This is a genomic window from Klebsiella sp. JN_Kp122 (assembly GCF_040062085.1).
GTDB lineage: Bacteria > Pseudomonadota > Gammaproteobacteria > Enterobacterales > Enterobacteriaceae > Klebsiella > Klebsiella aerogenes.
In genome coordinates this window covers 144,384-170,722 of record NZ_JBEAHW010000044.1, presented here as the reverse complement: position 1 = coordinate 170,722, position 26,339 = coordinate 144,384, and the positions used below count along the sequence as shown (strand labels likewise).

At 57.6% G+C, this 26,339-nt stretch carries 24 protein-coding genes; 21 read left to right on the top strand and 3 right to left on the bottom strand.

What is annotated here, in order from left to right; translation table 11 throughout:
• Positions 1–121 precede the first annotated feature (121 nt).
• Genes tamA through ABLU78_RS19175 form a run of 3 tightly spaced genes read left to right on the top strand, consistent with a single transcriptional unit; the run spans position 122 to position 5,972 of the window.
• Positions 122–1,855, top strand: a complete 1,734-nt coding sequence (tamA, locus tag ABLU78_RS19185; protein ID WP_032706723.1) for an autotransporter assembly complex protein TamA — start codon at positions 122–124, stop codon at positions 1,853–1,855.
• The gene (gene tamB / locus ABLU78_RS19180) at positions 1,852–5,628 is read left to right on the top strand and encodes an autotransporter assembly complex protein TamB (protein WP_032709694.1); all 3,777 of its coding nucleotides are present in this window, start codon (positions 1,852–1,854) and stop codon (positions 5,626–5,628) included. Before tamA ends, tamB begins: the two co-directional genes overlap by 4 nt.
• A gap of 2 nt (positions 5,629–5,630) precedes the next feature.
• Positions 5,631–5,972, top strand: coding sequence for a gamma-glutamylcyclotransferase (locus ABLU78_RS19175; protein ID WP_032709696.1), 342 nt, complete (start codon positions 5,631–5,633; stop codon positions 5,970–5,972).
• A 115-nt stretch (positions 5,973–6,087) separates the two neighbouring features.
• On the opposite strand, the gene ppa is transcribed toward ABLU78_RS19175, so the two are convergent.
• The gene (gene ppa, locus ABLU78_RS19170; protein WP_015368588.1) at positions 6,088–6,618 is read right to left on the bottom strand and encodes an inorganic diphosphatase; all 531 of its coding nucleotides are present in this window, start codon (positions 6,616–6,618) and stop codon (positions 6,088–6,090) included.
• Positions 6,619–7,022: 404 nt separating this feature from the next.
• Between ppa and ytfQ the strand changes: the two genes are divergently transcribed.
• The 4 genes from ytfQ to yjfF all read left to right on the top strand — a co-directional run bounded on the left by ytfQ (position 7,023) and on the right by yjfF (position 11,606).
• Complete coding sequence (gene ytfQ / locus ABLU78_RS19165) at positions 7,023–7,979, top strand: galactofuranose ABC transporter, galactofuranose-binding protein YtfQ (RefSeq protein ID WP_020079801.1); 957 nt, start codon at positions 7,023–7,025, stop codon at positions 7,977–7,979.
• 103 nt (positions 7,980–8,082) lie between these two features.
• On the top strand, positions 8,083–9,585 hold the full coding sequence (gene ytfR, locus ABLU78_RS19160; RefSeq protein WP_015704196.1) for a galactofuranose ABC transporter, ATP-binding protein YtfR: 1,503 nt from the start codon (positions 8,083–8,085) through the stop codon (positions 9,583–9,585).
• Between the two features lie 10 nt (positions 9,586–9,595).
• The gene (ytfT, locus tag ABLU78_RS19155) at positions 9,596–10,621 is read left to right on the top strand and encodes a galactofuranose ABC transporter, ATP-binding protein YtfT (RefSeq protein ID WP_071993155.1); all 1,026 of its coding nucleotides are present in this window, start codon (positions 9,596–9,598) and stop codon (positions 10,619–10,621) included.
• Positions 10,608–11,606, top strand: coding sequence for a galactofuranose ABC transporter, permease protein YjfF (gene yjfF / locus ABLU78_RS19150; RefSeq protein ID WP_015368584.1), 999 nt, complete (start codon positions 10,608–10,610; stop codon positions 11,604–11,606). Before ytfT ends, yjfF begins: the two co-directional genes overlap by 14 nt.
• A 42-nt stretch (positions 11,607–11,648) precedes the next feature.
• On the opposite strand, the gene fbp is transcribed toward yjfF, so the two are convergent.
• A complete protein-coding gene (fbp, locus tag ABLU78_RS19145) occupies positions 11,649–12,647 on the bottom strand; it encodes a class 1 fructose-bisphosphatase (RefSeq protein ID WP_015368583.1) in 999 nt (332 codons plus the stop codon).
• A 174-nt stretch (positions 12,648–12,821) separates the two neighbouring features.
• Here fbp and mpl point away from each other — a divergent pair, with 174 nt between their 5' ends.
• Both mpl and ABLU78_RS19135 read left to right on the top strand, forming a co-directional pair.
• Positions 12,822–14,195 carry a UDP-N-acetylmuramate:L-alanyl-gamma-D-glutamyl-meso-diaminopimelate ligase gene (gene mpl / locus ABLU78_RS19140; protein WP_015368582.1) on the top strand — a complete coding sequence of 458 codons (1,374 nt, stop codon included), beginning with the start codon at positions 12,822–12,824 and terminating at the stop codon, positions 14,193–14,195.
• 68 nt (positions 14,196–14,263) lie between these two features.
• Positions 14,264–14,785, top strand: coding sequence for a GNAT family N-acetyltransferase (locus tag ABLU78_RS19135; RefSeq protein WP_015368581.1), 522 nt, complete (start codon positions 14,264–14,266; stop codon positions 14,783–14,785).
• A 101-nt stretch (positions 14,786–14,886) separates the two neighbouring features.
• Here the strand turns inward: ABLU78_RS19135 and yjgA are convergent, their stop codons facing one another.
• A complete protein-coding gene (yjgA, locus tag ABLU78_RS19130) occupies positions 14,887–15,438 on the bottom strand; it encodes a ribosome biogenesis factor YjgA (protein WP_015368580.1) in 552 nt (183 codons plus the stop codon).
• Positions 15,439–15,532: 94 nt separating this feature from the next.
• Here yjgA and pmbA point away from each other — a divergent pair, with 94 nt between their 5' ends.
• The 12 genes from pmbA to ABLU78_RS19070 all read left to right on the top strand — a co-directional run bounded on the left by pmbA (position 15,533) and on the right by ABLU78_RS19070 (position 26,330).
• Complete coding sequence (gene pmbA / locus ABLU78_RS19125) at positions 15,533–16,885, top strand: metalloprotease PmbA (RefSeq protein ID WP_020079799.1); 1,353 nt, start codon at positions 15,533–15,535, stop codon at positions 16,883–16,885.
• Positions 16,886–16,949: 64 nt separating this feature from the next.
• Entirely contained in the window at positions 16,950–17,336 is a 387-nt protein-coding gene (gene cybC / locus ABLU78_RS19120) for a cytochrome b562 (RefSeq protein WP_015368578.1), read from the top strand.
• Positions 17,337–17,625: 289 nt separating this feature from the next.
• On the top strand, positions 17,626–17,964 hold the full coding sequence (locus ABLU78_RS19115; RefSeq protein ID WP_015368577.1) for a PRD domain-containing protein: 339 nt from the start codon (positions 17,626–17,628) through the stop codon (positions 17,962–17,964).
• Positions 17,965–17,974: 10 nt separating this feature from the next.
• Complete coding sequence (locus ABLU78_RS19110) at positions 17,975–18,337, top strand: SFCGS family glycine-rich protein (RefSeq protein ID WP_015368576.1); 363 nt, start codon at positions 17,975–17,977, stop codon at positions 18,335–18,337.
• 2 nt (positions 18,338–18,339) lie between these two features.
• Positions 18,340–18,639, top strand: a complete 300-nt coding sequence (locus ABLU78_RS19105) for a DUF4312 family protein (RefSeq protein ID WP_015368575.1) — start codon at positions 18,340–18,342, stop codon at positions 18,637–18,639.
• 21 nt (positions 18,640–18,660) lie between these two features.
• Positions 18,661–19,437 (top strand): DUF4311 domain-containing protein, encoded by a 777-nt coding sequence (locus ABLU78_RS19100; protein WP_015368574.1) that lies wholly within the window; start codon positions 18,661–18,663, stop codon positions 19,435–19,437.
• 13 nt (positions 19,438–19,450) lie between these two features.
• Positions 19,451–20,095 (top strand): DUF4310 family protein, encoded by a 645-nt coding sequence (locus tag ABLU78_RS19095; protein WP_015368573.1) that lies wholly within the window; start codon positions 19,451–19,453, stop codon positions 20,093–20,095.
• Between the two features lie 112 nt (positions 20,096–20,207).
• The gene (locus tag ABLU78_RS19090; protein WP_032713549.1) at positions 20,208–21,341 is read left to right on the top strand and encodes an amidohydrolase/deacetylase family metallohydrolase; all 1,134 of its coding nucleotides are present in this window, start codon (positions 20,208–20,210) and stop codon (positions 21,339–21,341) included.
• Positions 21,325–22,443 (top strand): DgaE family pyridoxal phosphate-dependent ammonia lyase, encoded by a 1,119-nt coding sequence (locus ABLU78_RS19085; protein ID WP_032713551.1) that lies wholly within the window; start codon positions 21,325–21,327, stop codon positions 22,441–22,443. Before ABLU78_RS19090 ends, ABLU78_RS19085 begins: the two co-directional genes overlap by 17 nt.
• Positions 22,440–23,180 (top strand): KDGP aldolase family protein, encoded by a 741-nt coding sequence (locus tag ABLU78_RS19080; RefSeq protein WP_015368570.1) that lies wholly within the window; start codon positions 22,440–22,442, stop codon positions 23,178–23,180. Before ABLU78_RS19085 ends, ABLU78_RS19080 begins: the two co-directional genes overlap by 4 nt.
• Positions 23,181–23,245: 65 nt before the next feature.
• Complete coding sequence (locus ABLU78_RS19075) at positions 23,246–24,397, top strand: lactonase family protein (RefSeq protein ID WP_048229707.1); 1,152 nt, start codon at positions 23,246–23,248, stop codon at positions 24,395–24,397.
• 22 nt (positions 24,398–24,419) lie between these two features.
• On the top strand, positions 24,420–26,330 hold the full coding sequence (locus ABLU78_RS19070; protein ID WP_048229706.1) for a PRD domain-containing protein: 1,911 nt from the start codon (positions 24,420–24,422) through the stop codon (positions 26,328–26,330).
• Positions 26,331–26,339 lie beyond the last annotated feature (9 nt).

Sequence of the window (26,339 nt, the reverse complement as noted above, 5' to 3'; positions counted from 1 at the left end):
AAACATAAGAATTATTTGGGTTACCGTCACTTTTTCAACCCTTAGTTGTTAGGGTTTTGTTAAGCCGTGGAGCGGCACTTGCGTTTCCTTCGGGGGGAAACAAGGATATTCAGGAGAACACGTGCAACAAATCCGCCAGATATGCGTTACCAGCCTTTTGCTGGTCAGCGGGGTCGCCAGCGCAGCGAATGTGCGTTTGCAGGTTGAGGGGTTATCCGGGGAACTGGAAAAAAACGTCCGCGCCCAACTATCCACGATCCAGAGCGATGAGGTCACGCCGGACCGTCGCTTTCGCGCGCGCGTCGATGACGCCATCCGCGAGGGCCTGAAAGCGCTGGGTTATTATGAACCCACTATCGATTTCGATCTGCGTCCGCCGCCCAAAAAAGGGCGTCAGGTACTGATTGCCAAAGTAACTCCCGGCGAGCCGGTGCGCATTGGCGGTACCGAGGTTATCCTGCGCGGCGGCGCGCGCACCGACCACGATTATCTGGACCTGCTGAAAACGCGTCCGGCAATTGGCACGGTACTTAATCACAGCGATTATGACGGCTTCAAAAGCTCGCTCACCAAGGTGGCGCTGCGTAAAGGCTATTTCGATAGCGAGTTCAATAAAAGCCAGCTCGGCGTGTCGCTCGACCGCCATCAGGCTTTCTGGGATATAGATTACAACAGCGGCGAGCGCTACCGCTTTGGTCCGGTAAGTTTTACCGGTTCGCAGATCCGCGAAGAGTACCTGCAAAGCCTGGTGCCCTTTAAACAGGGTGATTATTACACCTCGCAGGATTTGGCGGAGCTGAACCGCCGCCTGGCGGCGACCGGCTGGTTTAACTCGGTGGTCGTCGCGCCGCAGTTTGATAAATCACGCAAAACCAAGGTGCTGCCTCTGCAGGGCGTCGTTTCGCCACGCAAAGAGAACACCGTGGAAACCGGGGTCGGCTATTCGACAGACGTCGGGCCGCGCGTGAAAGCAACGTGGAAAAAGCCGTGGATGAACTCCTACGGCCACAGCCTGAGCTCCAGCATCAGCCTCTCCGCGCCGGAACAGCAGTTCGATTTCAGCTACAAAGTCCCGCTGTTAAAAAGCCCGCTTGAGCAGTATTACCTGATGCAGGGCGGTTTTAAGCGTACCGACCTTAACGATACCAAGGCCGACTCCACCACCCTGGCGCTGTCGCGCTATTGGGAGATGTCGAGTGGCTGGCAGCGCGCGATTAATCTGCGCTGGAGTCTGGACCACTTTACCCAGGCGAACGTCACCAATACCACCATGCTGCTTTATCCCGGCGTCTCGGTAAACCGCACCCGCTCCCGCGGCGGCCTGATGCCGACCTGGGGCGATTCCCAGCGCTATTCGGTGGACTACTCCAACACCATGTGGGGCTCGGACATTAACTTTATCGTCATGCAGGCGCAGGACGTGTGGATCCGCACCCTCTATGACCGCCACCGCTTCGTGGTGCGCGGCAACCTTGGCTGGATTGAAGCCGATGACTTCAGCAAAGTCCCGCCGGATCTGCGTTTCTTCGCTGGTGGCGACCGCAGCATTCGTGGTTATAAATACAAGTCGATCTCGCCGAAAGACGACGACGGCAAGCTGATCGGTGCGTCAAAGCTGGCGACAGGCTCGCTGGAGTATCAATACAACGTCACCGGAAAATGGTGGGGGGCGATGTTTATTGACAGCGGCGAAGCGGTGAGCGACATCCGTAAAAGCGATTTTAAAACCGGCGCGGGCGTCGGCGTGCGCTGGCAATCGCCGGTCGGGCCGATCAAGCTGGATATCGCCAGACCTATCGGCGACAAAGAAGAACACGGTTTACAGTTTTATATCGGTCTGGGGCCTGAATTATGAGTTTATGGAAGAAGATAAGCCTCGGCGTATTACTCTTTTTAGTGTTGCTGATTGGCGCGGTCGGCTTTTTAGTCGGCACTACTACCGGTTTGCATCTGGTACTGAAAGCGGCGGACCGCTGGGTGCCGGGGCTGGAGATCGGCAAGGTTACCGGCGGCTGGCGTGACCTGACCTTACAGAACGTGCGCTTCGAACAGCCGGGCGTGGCGGTGACGGCCGGCCAGTTCCATCTCGGCGTCAAGCTGCGCTGCCTGTGGGATAGCAGCCTGTGCGTAAACGATATCTCGCTGCGTGATATCTACGTCGCTATCGATACCAAAAAGATGCCGCCTTCGGCGCCGGTAGAGGAAGAAGATTCCGGCCCGCTGAACCTCTCGACGCCATACCCCATTACCCTCAGCCGCGTGGCGCTGCATAACGTCAATGTCAAAATCGACGACACCGCCGTTTCGCTGCGCGATTTCTCCACCGGCCTGAACTGGCAGGAGAAAAACCTGACTCTGACGCCGACTTCGCTCCAGGGCTTGCTCATCGCCCTGCCGAAGGTGGCGAAAGTGGCGCAGGAGCAGGTGGTGGAGCCGAAAATTGACCATCCGAAACCGGAAGAGAAGCCGCTTGGCGAGACGATGAAAGATCTGTTCTCGCAGCCGGTGCTACCGGAGATGGTCGATGTGCATCTGCCGCTGAACCTTAATATTCAGGAATTCCGCGGCGAACAGCTGCGCCTGACCGGCGACACCGATATGACCGTCTACAACCTGCTGCTGAAGGTGAGCAGCATCGACGGGCAGATGAAACTTGATGCGCTGGACGTCGATTCCGACCAGGGCAAGGTTACCGCTTCCGGCACCGCGCAACTGCAGGATAACTGGCCGGTCGACATCACCCTCGACAGCACGCTGAACATCGACCCGCTGAAAGGCGAGAAGGTAAAGCTGAAAGTTGGCGGCGAACTGCGTAAAAAACTGCAGGTCGGCGTTGATTTAGCCGGCTCGGTGGCCATGACCCTGCGCGCCGAAGCGCAGCTGGCGGAAGCCGGTCTGCCGCTGAATATGGAAGTGAAGAGTAAGCAGCTGTACTGGCCGTTTACCGGCGAGAAACAGTTCCAGGCGGATGATCTGCATCTGAAATTCAGCGGCAAAATGACCGACTACACCATGGCGTTTAGTACCGCGGTGAAAGGACAGTCGCTGCCGCCGGCTAAAATTACCCTTAATGCTAAAGGCAATGAACAGCAGGTGAACCTGGATAAGCTGACCGTAGCGGCGCTGGAGGGGAAAACCGAACTGAAAGCGTTGCTCGACTGGCAGCAGGCGATCAGCTGGCGCGGCGAATTGACCCTCGATGGCATTAATACCGCCAAAGAGGTGCCGGACTGGCCGTCGAAGCTGAACGGGATTATCAAAACCCAGGGTAGCCTGTACGGCAGCAGCTGGCAGATGGCGGTTCCCGAGCTGAAAATTACCGGCAACGTGAAACAGAATAAAGTGGATGTCCACGGTTCGCTGCAGGGTAACAGCTATATGCAGTGGAAAGTGCCGGGACTGCATCTGGCGCTTGGCCCAAACAGCGCCGATGTGAAAGGCGAGCTGGGGGTGAAAGACCTCAATCTCGACGCCACCATCGATGCGCCGCATCTCGATAACGCGTTGCCGGGGCTCGGCGGTACGGCGAAAGGTCTGCTGAAGGTGCGCGGCACCATCGATGCGCCGCAGCTGCTGGCGGATATCACCGCTCGCGCTTTACGCTGGCAGGAACTGACGGTAGCTCAGGTCAACGTCAAAGGCGACGTCAAATCCAGCGACCAGATTGGCGGTAATCTTGACGTACGCGTCGATCGTATCAGCCAGCCGGGCGTTAACATCAGCCTGGTGCAGTTGAATGCCAAAGGGACTGAGAAGCAGCATGATTTACAGCTGCGCGTACAGGGCGAGCCGGTGTCGGGCCAGTTGACGCTGGCGGGCAGCTTCGATCGTAAAGAGGAGCGCTGGAAGGGCACCCTGAGCAATACCCGTTTCCAGACGCCGGTCGGGCCGGTAGCGCTGACGCGCAACATTGCGCTGAATTACCGTAATCAGGAACAGAAAATCAGCATCGGGCCACATTGCTGGAGCAACCCGAATGCCGAGCTGTGCGTACCGCAGACCATCGATGCCGGCGCCAGCGGGCGCGCGGTGGTCAATCTCAACCGTTTCGATCTGGCGATGCTGAAGCCGTTTATGCCGGAGGCGACCCAGGCAAGCGGCGTGTTTAGCGGTAACGCCGATGTGAGCTGGGATACCACCAAAGAGGGGCTGCCGCAGGGCAAAGTCACCCTCAGCGGGCGCAACGTCAAAGTCACCCAGACGGTCAACGACGCACCGCTGCCGGTGGCTTTCGATACGCTTAACCTCAGCGCCGACCTGCATAACAACCGGGCGCAGTTGGGCTGGCTGATACGCCTGACCAACAACGGCCAGCTTGATGGCCAGGTGGAAGTGACCGACCCGCAGGGGCGGCGTAACCTGGGCGGCAACGTCAACATTAGCAACTTCTCGCTGGCGATGATTAACCCGATCTTCGCTCGCGGCGAGAAAGCAGAAGGCAAGCTTAATGCCCGTCTGCGTCTGGGCGGCAACTTACAGAGCCCGCAACTGTTTGGTCAGATGCAGTTGAGCGGCGTTGATATCGACGGCAACTTTATGCCGTTTGATATGCAGCCGAGCCAGCTGGCGATGAACTTCAATGGAACGCGTTCGACCCTGCAGGGGACGGTGAATACCAAACAGGGGCAGATTGCGCTGAGCGGCAACGCCGACTGGACGCAAATCGACAACTGGCGCGCGCAGATTGCGGCGAAGGGTAGCCGGGTGCGCATTACCGTGCCGCCGATGGTCCGCCTGGATGTCTCTCCGGATGTGGTGTTTACCGCCACGCCAAGCCTGTTTAACCTCGATGGCCGCGTTGACGTACCTTGGGCGCGTATTGTGGTGAACGAGGTGCCGGAGAGCGCGGTGGGCGTCTCTTCCGATGAGGTGATGCTGGATAAAGATCTGAAGCCGATTAAGCCGCAGAGCGCCGGTATTCCGATCAACAGCAACCTGACGATTCACGTCGGCAACAACGTGCGTCTGGACGCTTTCGGCCTGAAAGCGCGTCTGACCGGCGATCTGAAAGTGGCGCAGGATAAGCAGGGGCTGGGGCTCAATGGCCAGATCAATATTCCGGAAGGTCGTTTCCACGCTTATGGTCAGGATCTGATCGTGCGTAAAGGCGAGCTGCTGTTCTCCGGGCCGCCGGATCAGCCGCTGCTCAATATCGAAGCGATTCGTAACCCGGAAGCCACCGAAGACGACGTGATCGCCGGCGTTCGCGTCACCGGTTCTGCCGATCAGCCGAAGGCCGAGATCTTCTCCGACCCGGCAATGTCGCAGCAGGAAGCGCTTTCTTATCTGTTACGCGGTCAGGGTTTAGGCAGCGAACAGAGCGATAGTGCGGCAATGACCTCAATGCTTATTGGAATGGGGGTTGCACAAAGTGGTCAGGTTGTGGGTAAAATCGGCGAGACGTTTGGCGTAAGCAATTTGGCGCTGGATACCCAGGGGGTAGGCGACTCCTCCCAGGTGGTGGTCAGCGGCTATGTGCTGCCGGGTCTTCAGGTAAAATACGGCGTCGGCATCTTCGACTCTTTGGCGACGCTTACCCTGCGTTATCGCCTGATGCCTAAGCTATATATGGAAGCGGTGTCTGGCGTAGACCAGGCTCTCGATTTGCTCTATCAGTTTGAGTTTTAGCAATGCGAATATTTGTTTACGGCAGTTTACGACGCAAACAAGGCAACAGCCACTGGATGACCAACGCCCAGTTGCTGGGCGCTCATAGTGTCGACGATTATCAGCTGTACAGCCTGGGCCACTATCCAGGCGCGGTGCCGGGCGAGGGCACAGTACATGGTGAAGTGTATCGTATCGACGCATCGACGCTGGCCGAGCTGGATGCACTGCGCACCAAGGGCGGTGAATACGCGCGCCATCTGATCCAAACGCCTTACGGCAGCGCGTGGATGTATGTCTACCAGCGCTCCGTCGAGGGGTTTGCGCGGATTGAGAGCGGAAACTGGTTGGACAGAGACCAGTAATTGAAAACGGCAACGCCACCTTCGGGTGGCGTTGTTTTTTGGCCGTCTGAAACCAGAACAGGCCCATACAAAAACACCGCCCGGAGGCGGTGTTTTTTATGCTGGATAAACAGAATTACTTCTGTTTAGCGCGCTCGAAGGAAGCAACGATTTCAGCTTTAGCCGCTTCAGCGTTGTCCCAACCGTCGACTTTAACCCACTTGCCTTTTTCCAGATCTTTGTAGTGCTCGAAGAAGTGAGTGATCTGGGCTTTCAGCAGTTCCGGCAGGTCGTTCACATCTTTGATGTGATCGTATTCTTTGCTCAGCTTGGTGTGCGGTACCGCAACCAGCTTGGCATCTTCACCGGATTCGTCGGTCATTTTCAGTACGCCAACCGGACGGCAGCGGATAACTGAGCCTGGTTGCAGCGGGTACGGAGTCGGGACCAGCACGTCAACCGGGTCGCCGTCCAGGGACAGGGTGTGGTTGATGTAGCCGTAGTTGCACGGATAGAACATCGCAGTGGACATGAAACGGTCAACGAACAGTGCGCCGCTCTCTTTGTCAACTTCGTATTTGATTGGGTCTGCGTTAGCTGGGATTTCGATAACGACGTAGATGTCTTCCGGCAGCTCTTTGCCCGCAGGTACGTTGAGTAAGCTCATGTCTGTTTCCTTTAAAAATGTTTGGCAAACAAGTGCCCGGTATTATAGCCAACTCACATCGAATGTCTTCGCTTCTTTTTGCCAGACTATGGGGGGAAGCGTCTGAATTTCTCCTCATCAGATAACCCTAAAATCCATAAAGATAGCTACATTCTGAATAATTTTGTGTAACCGTTTTCAATGTTGCGAGCGGCGGTTATCCAGAAGGCAAATTTTCGTCATTAGCGCAGGGCATGCCGTTGGGCGGGAAGCCTTATCGCCGCTCAGCTCAGACAAATCGCACCAATTAACATTTTATTTACTTTTTCGAAGTGTGATGTAACGCATTCAGTTACATAACGGATTGTCTATAGTTTGTTCGCAGGTGAGCATTTAACCAACAATAACCCTACGAGGAACATCTTATGTGGAAGCGCTTACTTCTCGTCACCGCGGTTTCGGCAGCTATGTCGTCTATGGCGATGGCCGCCAACCTGACCGTAGGATTTTCGCAGGTCGGCTCTGAATCGGGCTGGCGCGCGGCCGAAACGAATGTTGCTAAGGAAGAAGCGGCGAAGCGTGGCATCACCCTGAAGATTGCCGATGGTCAGCAAAAACAGGAAAACCAGATTAAAGCCGTGCGCTCATTCATTGCCCAGGGCGTGGACGCGATCTTTATCGCGCCGGTGGTGGCGACCGGCTGGGAGCCGGTGCTAAAAGAAGCGAAAGAGGCCAATATCCCGGTGTTCCTCCTCGACCGTTCGATCGACGTTAAAGATAAGTCGCTGTATATGACCACCGTCACCGCCAACAACGTGCTGGAAGGCCAACTGATTGGCGACTGGTTGGTGAAAACCGTCGATGGCAAGCCGTGTAACGTCGTGGAGCTCCAGGGCACCGTGGGCGCCAGCGTCGCTATCGATCGTAAGAAAGGCTTCGCCGAGGCGATTGCCAAAGCGTCCAACATCAAGATTATCCGCTCGCAGTCCGGCGACTTCACCCGCAGTAAGGGGAAAGAGGTGATGGAGAGCTTTATCAAAGCGGAGAATAACGGCAAGAACATCTGCATGGTCTACGCCCATAACGATGACATGGTCATCGGCGCGATTCAGGCCATCAAAGAGGCCGGGCTGAAGCCGGGCAAAGATATCCTCACCGGTTCTATCGACGGCGTGCCGGATATTTATAAAGCGATGATTGCCGGCGAGGCGAATGCCAGCGTCGAGCTGACGCCGAATATGGCCGGTCCGGCGTTTGATGCGCTGGAAAAATACAAAAAAGACGGCACCCTGCCTGAGAAGCTGACCATCACCAAATCGACCCTCTACCTGCCGGATACGGCAAAAGAAGAGTTAGAGAAGAAGAAAAATATGGGCTACTAAGCCTTCATGAAAATGCCGGGGGCGCTACGCTTGCCCGGCCTACATTGCGCTCTTTTGTAGGCCGGATAAGCGTAGCGCCATCCGGCGTGATGCAGGGGGAATCATGACCACCGACCAACATCAGGAAATCCTCCGCACCGAAGGATTAAGCAAATTCTTTCCCGGCGTCAAAGCGCTGGATAACGTTAATTTCAGCCTACGGCGCGGCGAAATCATGGCCCTGTTGGGCGAAAACGGCGCCGGAAAATCGACGCTGATAAAAGCGCTCACCGGTGTGTACCATGCCGAACGCGGGGCGATTTGGCTGGAAGGGCAGCAAATATCGCCGAAAAACACCGCCCACGCTCAGCAGTTGGGTATCGGCACCGTTTACCAGGAAGTTAACCTGCTGCCAAATATGTCGGTGGCGGATAACCTGTTTATTGGCCGCGAGCCGAAGCGCTTTGGTCTGCTGCGGCGCAAAGAGATGGAAAAACGCGCTACCGCGCTGATGGCCTCTTACGGCTTCTCGCTCGACGTGCGCGAACCGCTGAACCGTTTTTCGGTGGCGATGCAGCAAATCGTCGCCATCTGCCGGGCCATCGACCTGTCGGCGAAAGTATTAATCCTCGATGAACCGACCGCCAGCCTGGACACTCAGGAAGTGGAGATGCTGTTCACCCTGATGCGCCAGCTGCGCGATAACGGCGTCAGCCTGATTTTCGTGACCCACTTTCTCGACCAGGTCTATGCCGTCAGCGACCGTATTACCGTGCTGCGCAATGGCAGTTTCGTCGGCTGTCGGGAGACCCGCGAGCTGCCGCAAATCGACCTGGTCAAAATGATGCTGGGGCGCGAGCTGGACCATCAGGCGCTGCAGCGCGCCGGGCGCACGCTGCTTAGCGATAAGCCGGTGGCGGCATTTGAAGATTTTGGCAAGAAGGGCACGATTGCGCCGTTTACTCTGCAGGTGCGGCCGGGCGAGATCGTCGGCCTGGCCGGGCTGTTGGGATCCGGGCGCACCGAAACGGCGGAGGTCATTTTTGGCATCAAGCCTGCCGACAGCGGTAAAGCGTGGATCAAGGGCAAGCCGCAAACGCTGCGCTCGCCGCATCAGGCTTCCTGCCTCGGCATTGGCTTCTGTCCGGAAGATCGTAAAACCGACGGCATCATCGCCGCTGCTTCGGTGCGGGAAAATATCGTGCTGGCGCTACAGGCGCAGCGCGGCTGGCTGCGGCCGATCCCGCGCCGTGAACAGCATGAGATCGCCGAACGCTTTATTCGCCAGCTAGGCATTCGCACTCCCAGCGCTGAACAACCGATCGAATTTCTCTCCGGCGGCAACCAGCAGAAGGTATTGCTGTCGCGCTGGCTGCTGACCAAACCCCAGTTCCTGATCCTCGATGAGCCGACGCGCGGTATCGATGTCGGCGCCCACGCCGAGATTATTCGCCTGATAGAAACCCTCTGCGCCGATGGCCTGGCGCTGCTGGTTATCTCCTCCGAACTGGAAGAGCTGGTGGGCTACGCCGACCGGGTGATCATCATGCGCGATCGCCAGCAGGTGGCGGAAATCCCGCTTGCCGAGCTATCGGTCCCGGCGATCATGAACGCGATTGCGGCATAAGGAGCCCAGCATGATGCCCAGAACCGTACCACAAAGCGGACAGCCAAAACGGCGCTTTAGCTGGCCGAAAGGGATGCCGCAAATTATCGCTCTCCTGCTGGTATTAGCGGTGGATAGCCTGGTGGCGCCGCATTTCTTCCAGGTGCTGCTGCAGGATGGGCGGCTGTTTGGTAGCCCGATTGACATTCTCAACCGCGCGGCGCCGGTGGCGCTGCTGGCGATTGGCATGACGCTGGTCATCGCCACCGGCGGCATCGATCTGTCGGTCGGTGCGGTGATGGCTATCGCCGGGGCGACCGCCGCCTCAATGACCGTCGCCGGGCACAGCCTGCCGGTGGTGCTGCTCGCCGCATTGGGCGCAGGCGCGCTGGCCGGCCTGTGGAATGGCATTCTGGTGGCCGTGCTGAAGATCCAGCCCTTCGTGGCCACGCTTATCCTGATGGTCGCCGGGCGCGGCGTCGCGCAGCTGATTACCTCCGGGCAGATAGTCACCTTTGATTCACCGGCGCTTTCCTGGCTCGGCAGCGGATCGCTGCTGTTGCTACCGACGCCGGTGATTATCGCCGTCGCAACGCTGCTGCTGTTCTGGCTGTTTACCCGCAAAACGGCGCTCGGCATGTTTATTGAGGCGGTGGGGATCAATATCCGTGCGGCAAAGAATGCCGGGGTGAATACCCGCATCGTGGTGATGCTGGCCTATGTACTAAGCGGTATTTGCGCGGCGATTGCCGGCATTATCGTCGCGGCGGATATCCGCGGCGCCGACGCCAACAACGCCGGATTGTGGCTGGAGCTGGACGCCATCCTGGCGGTGGTGATCGGCGGCGGTTCGCTGATGGGCGGGCGCTTCAATCTGCTGCTGTCGGTGGTGGGGGCATTGATTATCCAGGGGATGAACACCGGGATTTTACTCTCCGGTTTCCCGCCGGAGCTCAACCAGGTGGTGAAAGCGGTGGTGGTGCTGTGCGTACTGATCGTTCAGTCGCCGCGCTTTATCGGTCTACTGAAAGGGGTACGCGGCCGTGATAAAACGTAATTTACCTTTGATGATCACCCTCGCGGTATTCGTGCTGGGCTATCTCTACTGCCTGACCCAGTTTCCGGGTTTTGCTTCGACGCGGGTGATTTGCAATATCCTGACCGATAACGCTTTCCTTGGGATCATCGCCGTCGGCATGACCTTCGTGATCCTCAGCGGCGGTATCGATCTGTCGGTCGGGTCGGTGATTGCCTTCACCGGCGTGTTTCTTGCCAAAGCGATCGGCTTTTGGGGGATCTCGCCGCTGCTGGCCTTTCCGCTGGTACTGGCCATGGGCTGCGCCTTCGGCGCGTTTATGGGATTGCTGATCGATGCGCTGAAAATTCCGGCATTTATCATCACCCTCGCCGGTATGTTTTTCCTGCGCGGCGTGAGCTATCTGGTCTCGGAAGAGTCGATTCCTATTAACCATCCGCTGTATGACACTCTGTCCGGGCTGGCGTGGACCATCCCCGGCGGCGGCCGCCTGAGCGCGATGGGGCTGCTGATGCTGCTGGTGGTAGTGCTGGGAATTTTCCTCGCCCATCGTACCCGCTTTGGCAACCAGGTCTACGCTATCGGCGGCAACGCCACGTCGGCCAATTTGATGGGCATTTCGACGCGTAGCACCACCATTCGCATCTATATGTTGTCGACCGGTCTGGCGACGCTTGCCGGCATCGTCTTCTCTATCTACACCCAGGCGGGCTACGCGCTGGCGGGCGTCGGCGTGGAACTGGATGCTATCGCTTCGGTGGTGATAGGCGGCACGCTGCTTAGCGGTGGCGTGGGAACGGTCCTGGGGACGCTGTTCGGCGTGGCGATTCAGGGGCTTATTCAGACCTACATCAACTTTGACGGTACGCTCAGTTCATGGTGGACGAAGATAGCCATCGGCATTCTGCTGTTTATCTTCATTGCGCTGCAGCGTGGGCTGACGGTGCTGTGGGAAAATCGCCAGAATGCGGCGGTGACTCGCGTGGGTGGGGCGGTGAATCGCTGACAGGAAATTCCCTTCCCGCAGGGCGGGAAGGGAAGGTAGAAATTAAGCGTCCGGGAACTCTTTAATGAAGTTCTCGACGTCTTCTACCATGTGGTCGTTGCCGACGAAGAACGAACGGCGCTGGTGCAGGCTTTCCGGGATGATATCGAGAATACGCTCTTTACCATCGCTGGCTTTGCCGCCCGCCTGTTCCGCCAGCATCGCCATCGGGTTGCATTCGTACAGCAAACGCAGTTTCCCTTGCGGGTGGCTGGCGGTGCTCGGATACAGGTAGATGCCGCCTTTCAGCAGGTTACGGTGGAAGTCGGCCACCAGAGAACCGATATAACGCGAGGTATACGGGCGCTGGGTCTCTTTATCTTCTTCCTGACAGTACTTGATGTATTTCTTCACGCCCATCGGGAACTTGATGTAGTTACCTTCGTTGATGGAGTAGGTTTTGCCTTTCTCCGGGAAGCGCATCCGCTCCTGGCTCAGGCAGAAGACGCCGAGTGACGGGTCGTAGGTAAAGGCGTGCACGCCGCAGCCGGTGGTGTAGACCAGCATGGTGGAGGAGCCGTAAACCACATAACCCGCGGCAACCTGTTTGTTACCCGGCTGCAGGAAGTCTTCTTCGGTGACCGGCGTACCGACCGGCGTGACGCGGCGGTAGATAGAGAAGATAGTCCCCACGGAGACGTTAACGTCAATGTTGGAGGAGCCATCCAGCGGATCCATCAGCACAACGTATTTGGCGTGTTCGCACCCTTCGAAGACCACGATTTCATCTTCTTCTTCCGAGGCGATACCGGCGACGATATCACGTGCGCGCAGTGCAGCTTTTAATTTTTCATTCGCGAACAGGTCCAGCTTCTGCTGAACTTCACCCTGAACGTTTTCCGCACCGCTGGCACCCAGGATATCGACCAGACCGGCCTTATTGATATCGCGGTGGATGATCTTGGCGCCCAGTTTTATTGCCGACAACAAAGCAGTCAGCTCACCGGTAGCGTGGGAGAACTCGTGCTGCTTTTCGACAATAAATTCACCTAACGTTTTCATAACTCGTTCCCTGCATTTTTATGTTGAGTAAAACGAACGCAACAATCTTAACAAATAATAAAAAAACTGCGCACAGGTGAATCGCGCCAGCAAATGCAGATTTGCCTGAAATGCATTTCTCAGGGGACCTACATATGGGTAAAATGCGGGTCAGATTAATGAGGGAAGTAACGAATGCGCATTCATATTTTAGGAATCTGTGGCACGTTTATGGGGGGGCTGGCAATGCTGGCACGTTCCCTCGGGCATCAAGTAACCGGCTCGGATGCTAACGTTTATCCGCCAATGAGCACCCTGCTGGAAAACCAGGGCATCGATCTGATTCAGGGGTACGACGCCAGCCAACTGGACCCGCAGCCGGACCTGGTGATTATCGGCAACGCTATGACCCGCGGTAATCCGTGCGTCGAAGCGGTACTGGAAAACAACATTCCGTACATGTCCGGCCCGCAGTGGCTGCACGACTTCGTTCTGCGCGACCGCTGGGTGCTGGCCGTCGCCGGTACTCACGGTAAAACCACCACCGCCGGGATGGCGACGTGGATCCTCGAAGCCTGCGGCTATAAGCCGGGCTTCGTTATCGGCGGCGTACCGGGGAACTTCGATGTTTCCGCACGCCTGGGCGATAGCCCGTTCTTCGTAATTGAAGCCGACGAATATGACTGCGCCTTCTTCGACAAGCGTTCCAAGTTCGTTCACTACTGCCCGCGCACGCTGATCCTCAATAACCTTGAGTTTGACCATGCGGATATCTTTGACGACCTGAAAGCGATTCAGAAACAGTTCCACCACCTGGTGCGCATCGTGCCGGGCAAAGGCAAAATTATTCTGCCGGAGAGCGACATCAACCTGAAGCAGGTGATGGCGATGGGCTGCTGGAGCGAACAGGAGCTGGTGGGCGAACAGGGCCACTGGCAGGCGAAGAAACTCAACGCCGATGCCTCGCAGTGGGAAGTCCTGCTCGACGGCGAAAAAGTTGGCGAAGTGAACTGGGCGCTGGTCGGCGAGCATAATATGCACAACGGCCTGATGGCGATTGCCGCGGCGCGTCATGTCGGCGTGGTGCCGGCGGATGCCGCTAACGCGCTGGGCAGCTTTATCAACGCCCGACGTCGCCTTGAGCTACGCGGCGAAGCCAACGGCGTGACCGTTTACGACGATTTTGCCCACCATCCGACGGCCATTCTCGCGACGCTGCAGGCGCTGCGCGGCAAAGTCGGCGGCACCGCGCGTATTCTGGCGGTGCTGGAGCCGCGTTCCAACACCATGAAAATGGGTGTCTGCAAAGACGATCTGGCGCCGTCTCTCGGCCGCGCCGATGAAGTCTTCCTGCTACAGCCGCAGCATATCCCGTGGCAGGTGGCGGAAGTGGCGGAAGCCTGCGTACAGCCGGCGCACTGGAGCGCCGACGTCGATACGCTGGTGGACATGATCGTGAAAACCGCGCATCCGGGTGACCATATTCTGGTGATGAGCAACGGCGGCTTCGGCGGCATTCATCAGAAGCTGCTGGATAAACTGGCGCAAAAAGCGGTCGCGGCAGAATAAGCGCGAACGCCTCCGGTTACTGCCCTCCGCGTGAGGGCAGTTTTGTTTTTGCCACCAGGGATTGTGTGATGCTGACCTGTGAAAGAGTACTTTCTACCGACTCGCCCCATTTCGCCACGCTTGACGCGCTGTACGCCCGCGCCTTTCCGTGGCACGAACAGCGCGAAAGCGACGCCAAACTTCAGGCGCTGAGCAACCCGCACTATGCGTTGGAAGCGTGGTTTGATGACGGGGGATTTATTGGCCTGAGCGGCTGCTGGCAGTTTGCCGGTTATAGCTATATCGAACATCTGGCGATTGACGACACCCTGCGTTCGCGCGGTTATGGCAAACAGCTGCTGGCGCAGATCCTGACGCGCGCGCCGCTGACCATTCTGGAAATCGATCCGCTCACCAGCGAAATCGCCCATAAACGGCTGCGTTTTTATCAGTCGATGGGATTCCATGCCAATGCCTGGGCGCACCGCCATCCGACCTATCATCAAGGGATCGACGATCATGAACTGCTGGTGTTGAGCTATCCGCAGCCGATCGATGCGGCGCAGTATCAGCAGTTTGCCCGCGATTTAGGGCGAGAGGTGATGGGGTAAGGTTTGCGCTGCGCTGACCGGAGCTAGCCACCGGATACCGATCCGTAGCCCGGATAAGGCGCAACGCGCCGCCATCCGGGAGATGGCGGTTAGCGTGGGGACTAGCCTTCGTTTTCGGCCAGTTCGCGCAGATACTGGAAGATCAGGCGCGCGGATTTCGGCGGCTTGTTGCCTTCTTTCTCTTTCTTGGCATTGCGGATCAGTGAGCGCAGCTGCTGACGGTCAGCGTCTGGCCACAGGTTCAGTACTTCTACGACCGCATCATCGCCATTATCAATCAGGCGATCGCGGATTTGTTCCAGCTTATGGAACAGCGCAACCTGCTGGTTGTGACGGTTCTTCAGCTTATCCAGCGCCTGGCGAATCGGATCGACGTCGCGGTTACGCAGCATTTTACCAATCAGCTGCAGCTGGCGGCGGCGGCCTTCTTTCTTGATACGCTGGGCGAGTTCAATGGCGTCGCGCAGGTCGGTATCGAGCGGCAGCTTATCCAGCGCGTTCTTACCAAGGTCTACCATTTCCGCGCCAAGACGCTTCAGTTCTTCCGCATCGCGCTTAATTTCACTCTTGCTGACCCAGATAATTTCATCATCTTCATCTTCAACGTCATCACCGGGCACGTCGTCGAGCCAGTCTTCGGGCTGCTTTGTCATCTCAGGCTCCTTAAAAAAGAGGCTAATGTTACCAGTTAAGGCGCGCACTGAAAAACGGTTCTCTGTTAGACTTCAGTTAACTCCTTCTTACATTATGGCATTAGCAATGAAAGTCATCTCTCAAGTTGCACAGCAGCGTAAGACGCTGGAAGAAGCCGTTAGTACGGCACTGGAACTGGCGGCAGGCAAATCCGACGGTGCGGAAGTCTCCGTCAGCAAGACCACCGGCATCGGCGTCAGCACCCGCTACGGTGAGGTGGAGAATGTTGAATTCAATAGCGACGGCGCGCTGGGCATCACCGTTTATCATCAAAACCGTAAAGGCAGCGCCTCGTCGACCGACCTGAGCCCGGACGCTATCGCCCGTACCGTGCAGGCGGCGCTGGATATCGCGCGTTACACCTCGCCGGACCCGTTTGCCGGCGTGGCGGATAAAGAACTGCTGGCCTTTGACGCCCCGGATCTGGACCTGTTCCATCCTGCGGAGGTCTCTCCGGATGAAGCCATCGAGCTGGCCGCCCGCGCCGAGCAGGCCGCCCTGCAGGCCGACAAACGCATTACCAATACCGAAGGCGGCAGCTTCAACAGCCACTATGGAATTAAAGTTTTCGGTAACAGCTACGGCATGCTCCAGAGCTACTGCTCTACCCGCCACTCGCTCTCCAGCTGCGTGATTGCCGAAGAAAACGGCGATATGGAACGCGACTATGCCTACACCATTGGCCGCGCTATCGGCGACTTACAGACCCCGGAGTGGGTCGGCAACGAATGCGCCCGTCGCACTTTGTCGCGCCTGGCGCCGCGTAAACTGTCGACGATGAAAGCGCCGGTTATCTTCGCCAACGAAGTGGCCACCGGGCTGTTTGGCCATCTGGTCGGGGCGATTGCCGGCGGCGCGGTCTACCGTAAATCGACCTTCCTGCTCGACTCCCTCGGCAAACAGATCCTGCCGGAGTGGCTGACCATCGAAGAACACCCGCATCTGCTGAAGGGGCTGGCCTCCACGCCGTTCGACAGCGAAGGCGTGCGCACCGAACGTCGCGACATCATCAAAGACGGCGTGCTGACCCAGTGGCTGCTGACTAACTACTCCGCGCGCAAGTTGGGTATGAAAAGCACCGGCCACGCCGGCGGTATCCATAACTGGCGCATCAACGGCCGCGGCCTGAGTTTTGCAAAGATGCTTAAAGAGATGGGCACCGGGCTTGTGGTCACCGAATTGATGGGGCAGGGTGTCAGTGGCGTGACCGGCGACTACTCTCGCGGCGCATCCGGTTTCTGGGTAGAAAACGGCGAAATTCAGTATCCGGTCAGTGAGATCACCATCGCCGGAAATCTGAAAGAAATGTGGCGTAATATTGTCACCGTCGGCGATGATATCGAAACGCGCAGCAATATTCAGTGTGGTTCCGTGCTGCTGCCGGAGATGAAAATCGCCGGTCAATGACCTGTGTGCCGGGCGCGTCCTGCCGCGCCCGCTTGATATCTTCATAATAAAAAGGAAGTGAGCAATGCGTAAAAAACTGTTAGCGATGCTGGCCGTCTCTGCTTTTGCGCTCGGTTCGGCATCGGCGTTCGCCGATCTTGGCGAAGACATGGACACCCTTGCGGAAAACCTGCAGGTGGTACAAAAAACCTCTGACATTGGCGAGCTGAAAGCGGCGCTGAATAAGATGCGCACCGCTGCGGTTGACGCGCAGAAAGAGACGCCGCCAAAACTGGAAGGCAAAGCGGCCGATAGCCCGGAGATGAAAGATTTCCGCCACGGTCTGGAAACGCTGGTCGGCCAGATCGACGGCGCGCTGAAGTTAGCTGACGCCGGTAAGCTGAAAGAGGCGCAGGCTGCCGCGGAGGACTTCAAAACTACCCGCAATACTTACCATAAGAAGTATCGCTAATCGCCATTTTCGGGAGGCGTCAGCCGATGTCTCCCGCCTAAAAGCCTACCTGTATCACATTTTTCCCTTTTCTTTTTCCGGTCTTTCTGCGGTCGTTTTCCGCTAAACCTCGCTCATTGTTGTGATGCGCATCACGTCATATCGCCTGTTTTTACATTTATCCGGCGAATATGTGGAGTCGATCACCTAAGCCTTCTCCCTTTCCACTTCGAAGTGGAAAACAACTCGCTACAAACTCCTGACCCCCGGCGCTACTTTGGATTCCAGAGACATCAGCGGGGTAACACAAGTGAATAACGGAGCGGTAATAAACGACGTAGGGGAGCAGGCGGCGCAGACCGAACGCCTGGCTGACAAGATGTTACAGCAGGTATTCGCCCTGTTAAGCCGTCACGACATCGTCCCTAACGACGTTCAGGAGCAAATGCTGACTTCCCACGTGCGGGCCATGGCCCACCGGTCAATCAGCGGCGAACCGCTACCGGAAGTGGATGCCAGTCTGTTCGAAGAAATTTCTGAAGATTCAATGATGCTGGCCCGCGAAGTGGTCGCACAGTTCGGCAACCTGCCTGATGAAGAGGCCTGGTTGTTGTCCGTCCACTTCGAAGTCGCAAAAGAAAACCTGTAAGGAGCAAAACATGGAACAAATCACCGTAGTTATTGGCGACCGTCTGGGTAAAGGACAAAAAGTCGCGGCAGGCGCAGAAAAAGCCGGCGCACGTGCAGTGGTCGTCCCTGGCGTTGCTGCAGATATGAAACTTGGCGACATGATGAAAGCGGAAAACGCCTCTTTCGGCATCTCCTTCTGCGGTAGCGGCGGCGCAGGCGCCATCACCGCGCAGACCAAGTACGGTTACAAAGCAAAATACGGCATGCGTTCTATTGAAGAGGGCGTCACCGCCATCAACGAAGGCTGCAACGTGCTGGGCTTCGGCTTCATGGATAAAGAAGAGCTGGGCGAGCGCCTGGTTGAAGCCTGGAAAAAGAAATACGGCGCATAAGTATGAAAGAGCAATTCACCACCACGGTGAGGGTTGCAGGCAAAGGCGAAAGCAAATCACGGGCCTTCGCCGATGCCCTGAACCATGTGCAGGCTGCGGTGATGAAATCATCATCGCGCATCCTACTGCGTATTGAGCCACAGGACGTGACGGTTGTTCATGCGCGCGAAGCGGTACGAAAAGAGGCGTTTCTGTTCATCTTTTTGCGCCGTGAACGACGGACCTACAGCGTGGAGCTGGACGTCACCGTCAACGTGACCGCCATCGATCTCGATAAAGTGGATTTCGTCACGCAAACCTGATTGTTACCAAAGGGTCAGACTATGTTCCTGATAATTTTAATAAAATCGCTCATCATCGGCGGCCTGGTCGGCGTCGGCGTGGGCGCCGGAGCGGCACGCATGTTTCACGCGCCCACCACGCAAGGGATGGGGGCGTTTCGTACCTTGGGCGAGCTGAATTCCTGCGAAGGCGATCCGGCTTCTCACTTCTCTTTTGGTCTCGGCTTCTTCTTTAACGCCTGGGCCTCTTCCGTTGCAGCAGGCTCCTTCACTCAGGACGTTGACCACCGCATTATCCCGAACTGGGGCGCGGCGGCGTTGATGGTGAAAAATCGTAACGTTGGCGAAACGCTACACGATCCGAAAAAAATGGCCATTGCCTGCGGCATCATCGGCATGATCGTCGTCGCCTTCCTTAACCTGACCGCCTCTTCCGTACCGGAAGCGCTGCAGGTCACCGCCGTTAAGGTATTGGTTCCGGCGGCAAACCTGCTGGTGAACACCGTGATGCCGGTGATTTTCTGGCTGGCGGCTATCGATGCCGGTAAGAAATCAGGCTTCTGGGCGACGATTTTCGGCGGCGCGGCGCAGCTGATTATGGGGAACGCCGTACCGGGTCTGGTACTGGGGATCCTGATCGGTAAAGGCGTGGAAGAGAGCGGCTGGAACCGGGTAACCAAAGTGATGATGATCGCCATTGTCGCGTTGTTCGTCCTCAGCGGCTTCTTCCGCGGCTTCGACATGAAGATGCTCGAATCCTTCCATCTGACCGTGCCGAACTGGCTGGACATGATCCACAACTCACTCAGCGGCAAGTAACGGGAGCCTGATAATGGAACAGAATAAAGGTTTTTGGTATGCCGACTGGTCGTTCCCGATCTTTGTTGGCCTGCTCTCCTCCGGCGTCTTCGCCGGGACGCACATGTACTATCTGTACGGCATCGGCGCCTTTAACGAAGTGGCCTTCGTGGCGATGTTGAAGGCAGGGATTGATACCGGCGCGTACGGCGCGGTGGCGGCATTCGGCGCAAGCTTCCTGTTCGCCCGCATCATCGAAGGTTCGCTGGTGGGGATTCTGGATATCGGCGGCGCCATTCAGACCGGTATCGGCCTCGGCGTACCGGCGCTGCTGCTCGGCGCGGGCTTTGTCTTCCCGGTGGCGAACTTCGCCGCGTCGCTGGCAACCGGCCTGATCCTCGGCCTGGCAGTCGGCTACATCATCATTCTGGCGCGTAAGTTCACCATCAACCAGAGCGACTCCACCTACGGCGCCGACGTGATGATGGGGGCCGGTAACGCCTCCGGCCGCTTCCTCGGCCCCTTGATCATCCTCAGTGCGATGACGGCGTCTATTCCTATCGGAATTGGTTCTTTGGTTGGCGCACTGCTGTTCTACATCTGGCAGAAACCGATCACCGGCGGCGCCATCCTCGGCGCGATGATCCTCGGTTCCATCTTCCCGATTGCGATTAGCTAATCGCCCGATGGCGCCGCGCTTATCGGGCCTGCAAGTCAGAGCGATTTGTAGGCCGGATAAGGCGGTACGCCGCCATCCGGCAACAGATTCACTCTTTCATCAGGAGATAGCTATGTTTGATTTACTCCTGCGCCGTGCGCGCCTCGTCGACGATACCCTGACTGATATCGCCATCCAGGACGGGAAAATCGCGGCGCTGGGCGAGATTAGCGCGCCCTCCCGTAAAACCATCGAGCTGAACGGCAAGGTTTACGTCAGCGCTGGCTGGATTGACTCTCACGTTCACTGCTACCCGAATTCACCAATTTATCACGATGAGCCGGATAGCGTCGGCATCGCCACCGGCGTCACCACCGTGATTGATGCCGGCAGCACTGGCGCCGACGACGTCGATGACTTCTATCAACTGACCCGTAAAGCGGCGACGGAAGTTTATGCGTTGCTCAACATCTCCCGCGTCGGGCTGATTGCGCAGAATGAGCTGGCGAATATGGCTAATATCGACGCCGCCGCGGTGAAGCAGGCGGTGCAACGTCATCCTGATTTTATCGTCGGCCTGAAGGCGCGGATGAGCAGCAGCGTCGTCGGCGAAAACGGCATTACGCCGCTGGCGCGCGCCAAAGCCATTCAGCAGGAAAACGGCGATCTGCCGTTGATGGTGCACATCGGCAATAACCCGCCGAACCTCGATGAAATCGCCGATCTGCTGAGCAGTGGCGACATCATTACCCACTGCTATAACGGCAAGCCGAACCGTATTCTTAATCCTGCCGGCGAGCTGCGCAGCTCCATTACTCGCGCTCTGCAGCGCGGCGTGCGCCTCGATGTCGGCCACGGTACCGCCAGTTTCAGCTTTGAAGTGGCGCGGCGGGCGATTGCGATGGGCATTCTGCCGCACACCATTAGCTCCGATATTTACTGCCGTAACCGTATCGACGGCCCGGTGCGCTCGCTGGCGCTGGTGATGTCGAAATTCCTCGCCATCGGCATGACCCTGCCGCAGGTCATTGACTGCGTGACCGTCAGCGCCGCCGAGGGGCTGCGTCTGACGCGTAAAGGGCGCCTCGAAGAGGGCTTCGATGCCGATTTAACGCTATTTAGCCTGCAGCATCAGCCCACGTTGCTGGTAGATGCCGAAAAAGAGAGCCTGCAGGCTGACAACATTCTGGTGCCGCTGGCCGCGATTCGCGCGGGCAAGGGCTATCTGACCGAACAAGGGAGCGCGGAACATGTCTTCGATTTTTGAGAAATACCATTTAAAACAAGTTATTAACACTTCTGGCCGAATGACGGCGCTGGGCGTTTCCACGCCGCGCCCGGAAGTGGTTGAAGCCGCGATGGCCGGTATGAACCAGTACTTTGAAATGAAAGACCTGGTGAATAAAACCGGCGAGTACATCGCCAAACTGCTGGATGTGGAAGGGGCGACCGTTGTCTCCTGCGCGTCGGCGGGGATTGCCCAGTCGGTAGCGGCGGTGCTGGTGAAAGACAGCGACTGGCTGCTGGAAAACCTGCACGTTACCCCGATTGAAAATAACGAAATCGTGTTGCCGAAGGGCCACAACGTCAACTTCGGCGCGCCGGTTGGCACCATGGTGGCGCTGGGCGGCGGTAAGCTGGTGGAAGCGGGCTACGCCAACGAATGTTCTGCCCAACAGCTGGCGGCGGCGATCACTCCGCGCACCGCGGCGATTCTGTACATCAAATCCCACCACTGTGTGCAAAAAAGCATGCTTAACGTCGCGCAGGCCGCGGAAGTGGCGCGCCAGCATAACTTGCCGCTGATCGTCGATGCGGCGGCGGAAGAAGATCTGCAGTGCTACTACCGCATGGGCGCCGATTTGGTTATCTACAGCGGCGCGAAAGCGATTGAAGGGCCGACCAGCGGGCTGGTCATCGGCAAAACGCAGTACGTCGAGTGGGTTAAGCGCCAGTCGATGGGGATTGGCCGGGCGATGAAAGTGGGTAAAGAGGGCATTCTTGGCCTGACCTGCGCCATTGAACACTACCTGACGGCGACTAAAGAGAGCGGTCAGCAGATGGTGGACAAGATGACGCCGTTTATCGAACAGCTCAACACTCTCAACGGCGTGACCGCGCGGGTGGTGTGGGATAGCGCGGGCCGTGATATCGCCCGCGCCGAAATTAAATTTGATGAAGCGACCACCGGCGTGAATACCGGCGATCTGGTTAACGCGCTGAAGCAGGGCGAATACGCCATTTACTTCCGCGGCTATAAAGCGAATGAAGGCATTATCGAAGCCGATGTCCGCAGCGTGAACGCGCAGCAGTTGGAGGTGGTCGCTCGCCGCATCGCAGAAGTTCTGAATAAGGAGAAAAAAGCATGAAACTGACCCCAAACTTTTACCGTGACCGCGTGTGCCTGAACGTACTGGCGGGCAGCAAAGACAACGCCCGTGAAATTTACGAGGCGGCGGAAGGTCACGTACTGGTCGGCGTGCTCTCCAAAAACTATCCGGACGTCGCCAGCGCGGTGGCCGATATGCGTGAATACGCGAAGCTGATTGATAACGCGCTCTCCGTCGGGCTGGGCGCAGGCGATCCAAACCAGTCGGCGATGGTGAGCGAGATTTCTCGCCAGGTGCAGCCGCAGCACGTCAACCAGGTCTTCACCGGCGTGGCTACCAGCCGCGCGCTGCTCGGGCAGAATGAGACCGTGGTGAATGGCCTGGTCTCGCCGACCGGCACGCCGGGAATGGTGAAGATCTCAACCGGCCCGCTGAGCAGCGGCGCGGCGGATGGGATTGTTCCGCTGGAAACCGCCATCGCGCTGTTAAAAGATATGGGCGGCAGCTCTATCAAATACTTCCCGATGGGCGGCCTGAAGCACCGCGCCGAGTTTGAAGCCGTCGCCAAAGCCTGCGCCGCGCACGATTTCTGGCTGGAACCGACCGGCGGTATCGATCTGGAAAACTACAGCGAGATCCTGAAAATCGCCCTGGATGCCGGCGTGAGTAAAATCATCCCGCATATTTACAGCTCGATTATCGATAAAGCCAGCGGCAACACCCGCCCGGCCGATGTGCGCCAGTTGCTGGAGATGACCAAACAGTTAGTGAAGTAGTGCCTTGCCCCTCACCCTCAAAGGGTGAGGGGCAACTTATCCCACCGAACCATCAAGGAGTTACCATGCCAACCGCTCGTCACCTGCTTGTTGCTTCACTGTTTTTGCTTGCCGCCGGCGCCGCCGCGCAAACCCACTACGCCTGGATTGGTACCTATAATCCTAATGGCGAAGGTCTGTATCGCTTTACCGTCGATGCCAAAACCGGCGCTCTGCGCGATAAGGCGCTGGTGAGCTCATTGCCGAACGTCGCGCAGTTAACCGTATCGCGCGATGGCAAAACGCTGTATGCCGCCAGTGAAGTCGAAAAAGGCGTGGTGCAGGCGTGGCGAATTGACAAGAACGGCGAGCTGACGGAACTCAACCAGGTTGCCTCCGGCGGCGCCGGGCCGGTGTATCTCTCCCTGACGCCGGATGGTAAATATCTGTTGGTGGCCAACTATGTTAGCGGCAGCACCGCCGTGCTACCGGTGAAAGAAGATGGTAGCCTGGGCGAGGCGGTGGATGTGCATCAGGATGAAGGTCCGGCCGGCGCCGAACGTCCGGCGGCGGCCGTCGAGGGCAGCTTTGCCATTAGCGATCACAATGGCCCTCACGCCCATATGATCGCCGCGGATCCCAGTGGGAAGTTTGTTTACTCCACCGATCTCGGGCTGGATCGGATCTATCAGTACCGGCTGGATAGCGCCAGCGGTAAGCTGACGCCGAACGATCCGCCGTTTATCGCCGCCTCATCGCCGGGAGCCGGCCCGCGCCACTTCGTCTTTACGCCAAAGGGCGACGGTCTGTGGCTGATTAACGAAGAAGCGTCGACGCTGACCTTCTATCATCTTGACAAGCAAAGCGGCCTGCTGCGCGAAGGCAAAACCGTCTCCGCGCTGCCGAAAGAGTATAAGGGTACCAGCTTTGCCGCGGGCCTGGTGTTGAGCAACGATGGCAAACAGCTATATGTCGCCAACCGCCTGCATAACAGCATTGCCCACTTTAGCGTGCTGGCTGACGGCAGCCTGAGCCACCAGGAGGATATCTGGACGCGTGGGGATTACCCCCGTACGCTGACGCTGGATAATCAGGGGCAGTGGCTGTACGTCATGAACCAGCGTAGCGATAATATTACCCGTTTTAGCGTGGCGCCGAAGGATGGCAAATTAACCTTTGCCCCAGACTACACGCCGGTCGGTAGCCCATCGCAGATGGTGATATCCGCCCAACCCTGAGCCGTAACAACAAGGAACTGACATGCGATTTCCCAACCAACGCTTAGCGCAACTCTTCACCCTGCTGCGAAATGAAACGCTGCCGCAGGATGAACTGGCGCAGCGGCTGTCGGTTTCTACCCGTACCGTGCGCGCCGATATTACCGCGCTGAATACGCTGTTGGCGCAGTATGGCGCGCAGTTTACGCTCAACCGCGGTAGCGGTTATCAGCTGAAGATTGACGACCGATCGCGTTTTCAGGCGCTGGAGGAGACGGCGCCGAAGACGCAGCACGTGCCGCGTACCGCCCAGGAGCGCATCCACTTTTTGCTGGTGCGTTTCCTGACCTCGGCGTTCTCCATCAAGCTGGAAGATCTGGCCGATGAGTGGTTCGTCAGCCGCGCCACGCTGCAAAATGATATGGTCGAGGTGCGCGAGCGCTTCCAGCGTTATCAGTTGACTCTTGAAACCCGCCCGCGCCACGGCATGAAGCTGTTCGGCAGCGAGGTATCGATTCGCGCCTGCCTGACCGATTTACTGTGGGAGCTGACGCTGCAGGGCGGCATGAATCCGCTGATTAGCGCCGAGGCGCTGGAGGCGGATGTCCCTGCGCAACTGGAGCCGCTGCTGCAGGAGACGCTCACCCGGCATCATATTCGCCTCACCGATGTCGGCGAGCGCTTTATCTGCCTGTACGGCGCGGTTGTGGTACGCCGCGTGAGTGAAGGCTACCCGCTGGCCGATTTTAGCGCTGAAGATGTGGCGCAAAACGTCCGCGACGCCGCGCGCGATTTGGCGGGGGAGCTACAGCGGTTGGCCGGAAAACCCTTCTCGCCCGCCGAGGAAGAGTGGCTGTGCGTGCATATCGCCGCCCGTCAGGTACAGGATGTCGATCCGGAAACCATCAGCGCCGACGATGACGAAGCGCTGGTCAATTACATTCTGCGTTACATCAACAGTCAGTATAACTACAACCTACTGGACGACGCCCAGCTGCACGCCGATCTGCTGACCCACATTAAAACCATGATCACCCGCGTGCGCTATCAGATAATGATCCCCAATCCGCTGCTCGATAACATCAAACAGCACTATCCGATGGCATGGGATATGACACTCGCCGCGGTATCGAGCTGGGGCAAATACACGCCTTATACCATCAGCGAAAACGAAATCGGCTTTCTGGTGCTGCATATTGGCGTCGGGCTGGAACGCCACTACAACATCGGCTACCAGCGCCAGCCGCACGTACTGCTGGTGTGCGATACCAGTAATGCGATGGTGCGGATGATCGAAGCGATCCTGCAGCGTAAATATCCGCAGTTGGCGATCGCCGCTACCATTTCCCAGCGTGAATATGAGCAGCGGGCGGCGATCGATGAGGATTTTGTCATCTCAACGGTACGGATCGGCGAAAAAGACAAACCGGTGGTGACCATCGCGCCGTTCCCCACCGATTACCAGTTAGATCAGATTGGCAAGCTGGTGCTGGTGGATCGTACCCGTCCGTGGATGTTGAATAAATACTTCGATGCCGCCCACTTCCGGGTGATCGATAAGCCGATAGATCAGCAAACGCTGTTCGCCGAGCTGTGTCAGCAGCTGCAGCAGGAAGGCTTCGTCGATGCAGAATTTCATGATTCGGTGGTCGAGCGTGAAGCGATTGTCAGCACCATGCTGGGCGACGGTATTGCGCTGCCGCACGCCCTCGGCCTGTTAGCGAAAAAGACGGTGGTCTATACCGTGATCGCCCCGCAGGGTATCGCCTGGGGCGACGAAACCGCCCATATCATCTTCCTGCTCGCTATCAGCAAGAGCGAGTATGAAGAGGCGATGGCGATCTACGATATTTTCGTGACTTTCCTGCGCGAGCGCGCCATGAGCCGCCTTGCCGCGACCCGTAGCTTCGATGAGTTTAAAACGGTGGCGATGGAGTGCGTCAGCCGGTTTTGAGAGGCTGAC

Bases quoted from the DNA above. Each gene is read 5' to 3' on its own strand.
- tamB (WP_032709694.1), top strand. From the start codon at position 1,852: ATGAGTTTATGGAAGAAGATAAGCCTCGGCGTATTACTCTTTTTAGTG.
- ABLU78_RS19175 (WP_032709696.1), top strand. From the start codon at position 5,631: ATGCGAATATTTGTTTACGGCAGTTTACGACGCAAACAAGGCAACAGC.
- ppa (WP_015368588.1), bottom strand. From the start codon at position 6,618: ATGAGCTTACTCAACGTACCTGCGGGCAAAGAGCTGCCGGAAGACATC.
- ytfQ (WP_020079801.1), top strand. From the start codon at position 7,023: ATGTGGAAGCGCTTACTTCTCGTCACCGCGGTTTCGGCAGCTATGTCG.
- ytfR (WP_015704196.1), top strand. From the start codon at position 8,083: ATGACCACCGACCAACATCAGGAAATCCTCCGCACCGAAGGATTAAGC.
- ytfT (WP_071993155.1), top strand. From the start codon at position 9,596: ATGATGCCCAGAACCGTACCACAAAGCGGACAGCCAAAACGGCGCTTT.
- fbp (WP_015368583.1), bottom strand. From the start codon at position 12,647: ATGAAAACGTTAGGTGAATTTATTGTCGAAAAGCAGCACGAGTTCTCC.
- mpl (WP_015368582.1), top strand. From the start codon at position 12,822: ATGCGCATTCATATTTTAGGAATCTGTGGCACGTTTATGGGGGGGCTG.
- ABLU78_RS19135 (WP_015368581.1), top strand. From the start codon at position 14,264: ATGCTGACCTGTGAAAGAGTACTTTCTACCGACTCGCCCCATTTCGCC.
- yjgA (WP_015368580.1), bottom strand. From the start codon at position 15,438: ATGACAAAGCAGCCCGAAGACTGGCTCGACGACGTGCCCGGTGATGAC.
- pmbA (WP_020079799.1), top strand. From the start codon at position 15,533: ATGGCATTAGCAATGAAAGTCATCTCTCAAGTTGCACAGCAGCGTAAG.
- cybC (WP_015368578.1), top strand. From the start codon at position 16,950: ATGCGTAAAAAACTGTTAGCGATGCTGGCCGTCTCTGCTTTTGCGCTC.
- ABLU78_RS19110 (WP_015368576.1), top strand. From the start codon at position 17,975: ATGGAACAAATCACCGTAGTTATTGGCGACCGTCTGGGTAAAGGACAA.
- ABLU78_RS19105 (WP_015368575.1), top strand. From the start codon at position 18,340: ATGAAAGAGCAATTCACCACCACGGTGAGGGTTGCAGGCAAAGGCGAA.
- ABLU78_RS19100 (WP_015368574.1), top strand. From the start codon at position 18,661: ATGTTCCTGATAATTTTAATAAAATCGCTCATCATCGGCGGCCTGGTC.
- ABLU78_RS19095 (WP_015368573.1), top strand. From the start codon at position 19,451: ATGGAACAGAATAAAGGTTTTTGGTATGCCGACTGGTCGTTCCCGATC.
- ABLU78_RS19090 (WP_032713549.1), top strand. From the start codon at position 20,208: ATGTTTGATTTACTCCTGCGCCGTGCGCGCCTCGTCGACGATACCCTG.
- ABLU78_RS19085 (WP_032713551.1), top strand. From the start codon at position 21,325: ATGTCTTCGATTTTTGAGAAATACCATTTAAAACAAGTTATTAACACT.
- ABLU78_RS19080 (WP_015368570.1), top strand. From the start codon at position 22,440: ATGAAACTGACCCCAAACTTTTACCGTGACCGCGTGTGCCTGAACGTA.
- ABLU78_RS19075 (WP_048229707.1), top strand. From the start codon at position 23,246: ATGCCAACCGCTCGTCACCTGCTTGTTGCTTCACTGTTTTTGCTTGCC.
- ABLU78_RS19070 (WP_048229706.1), top strand. From the start codon at position 24,420: ATGCGATTTCCCAACCAACGCTTAGCGCAACTCTTCACCCTGCTGCGA.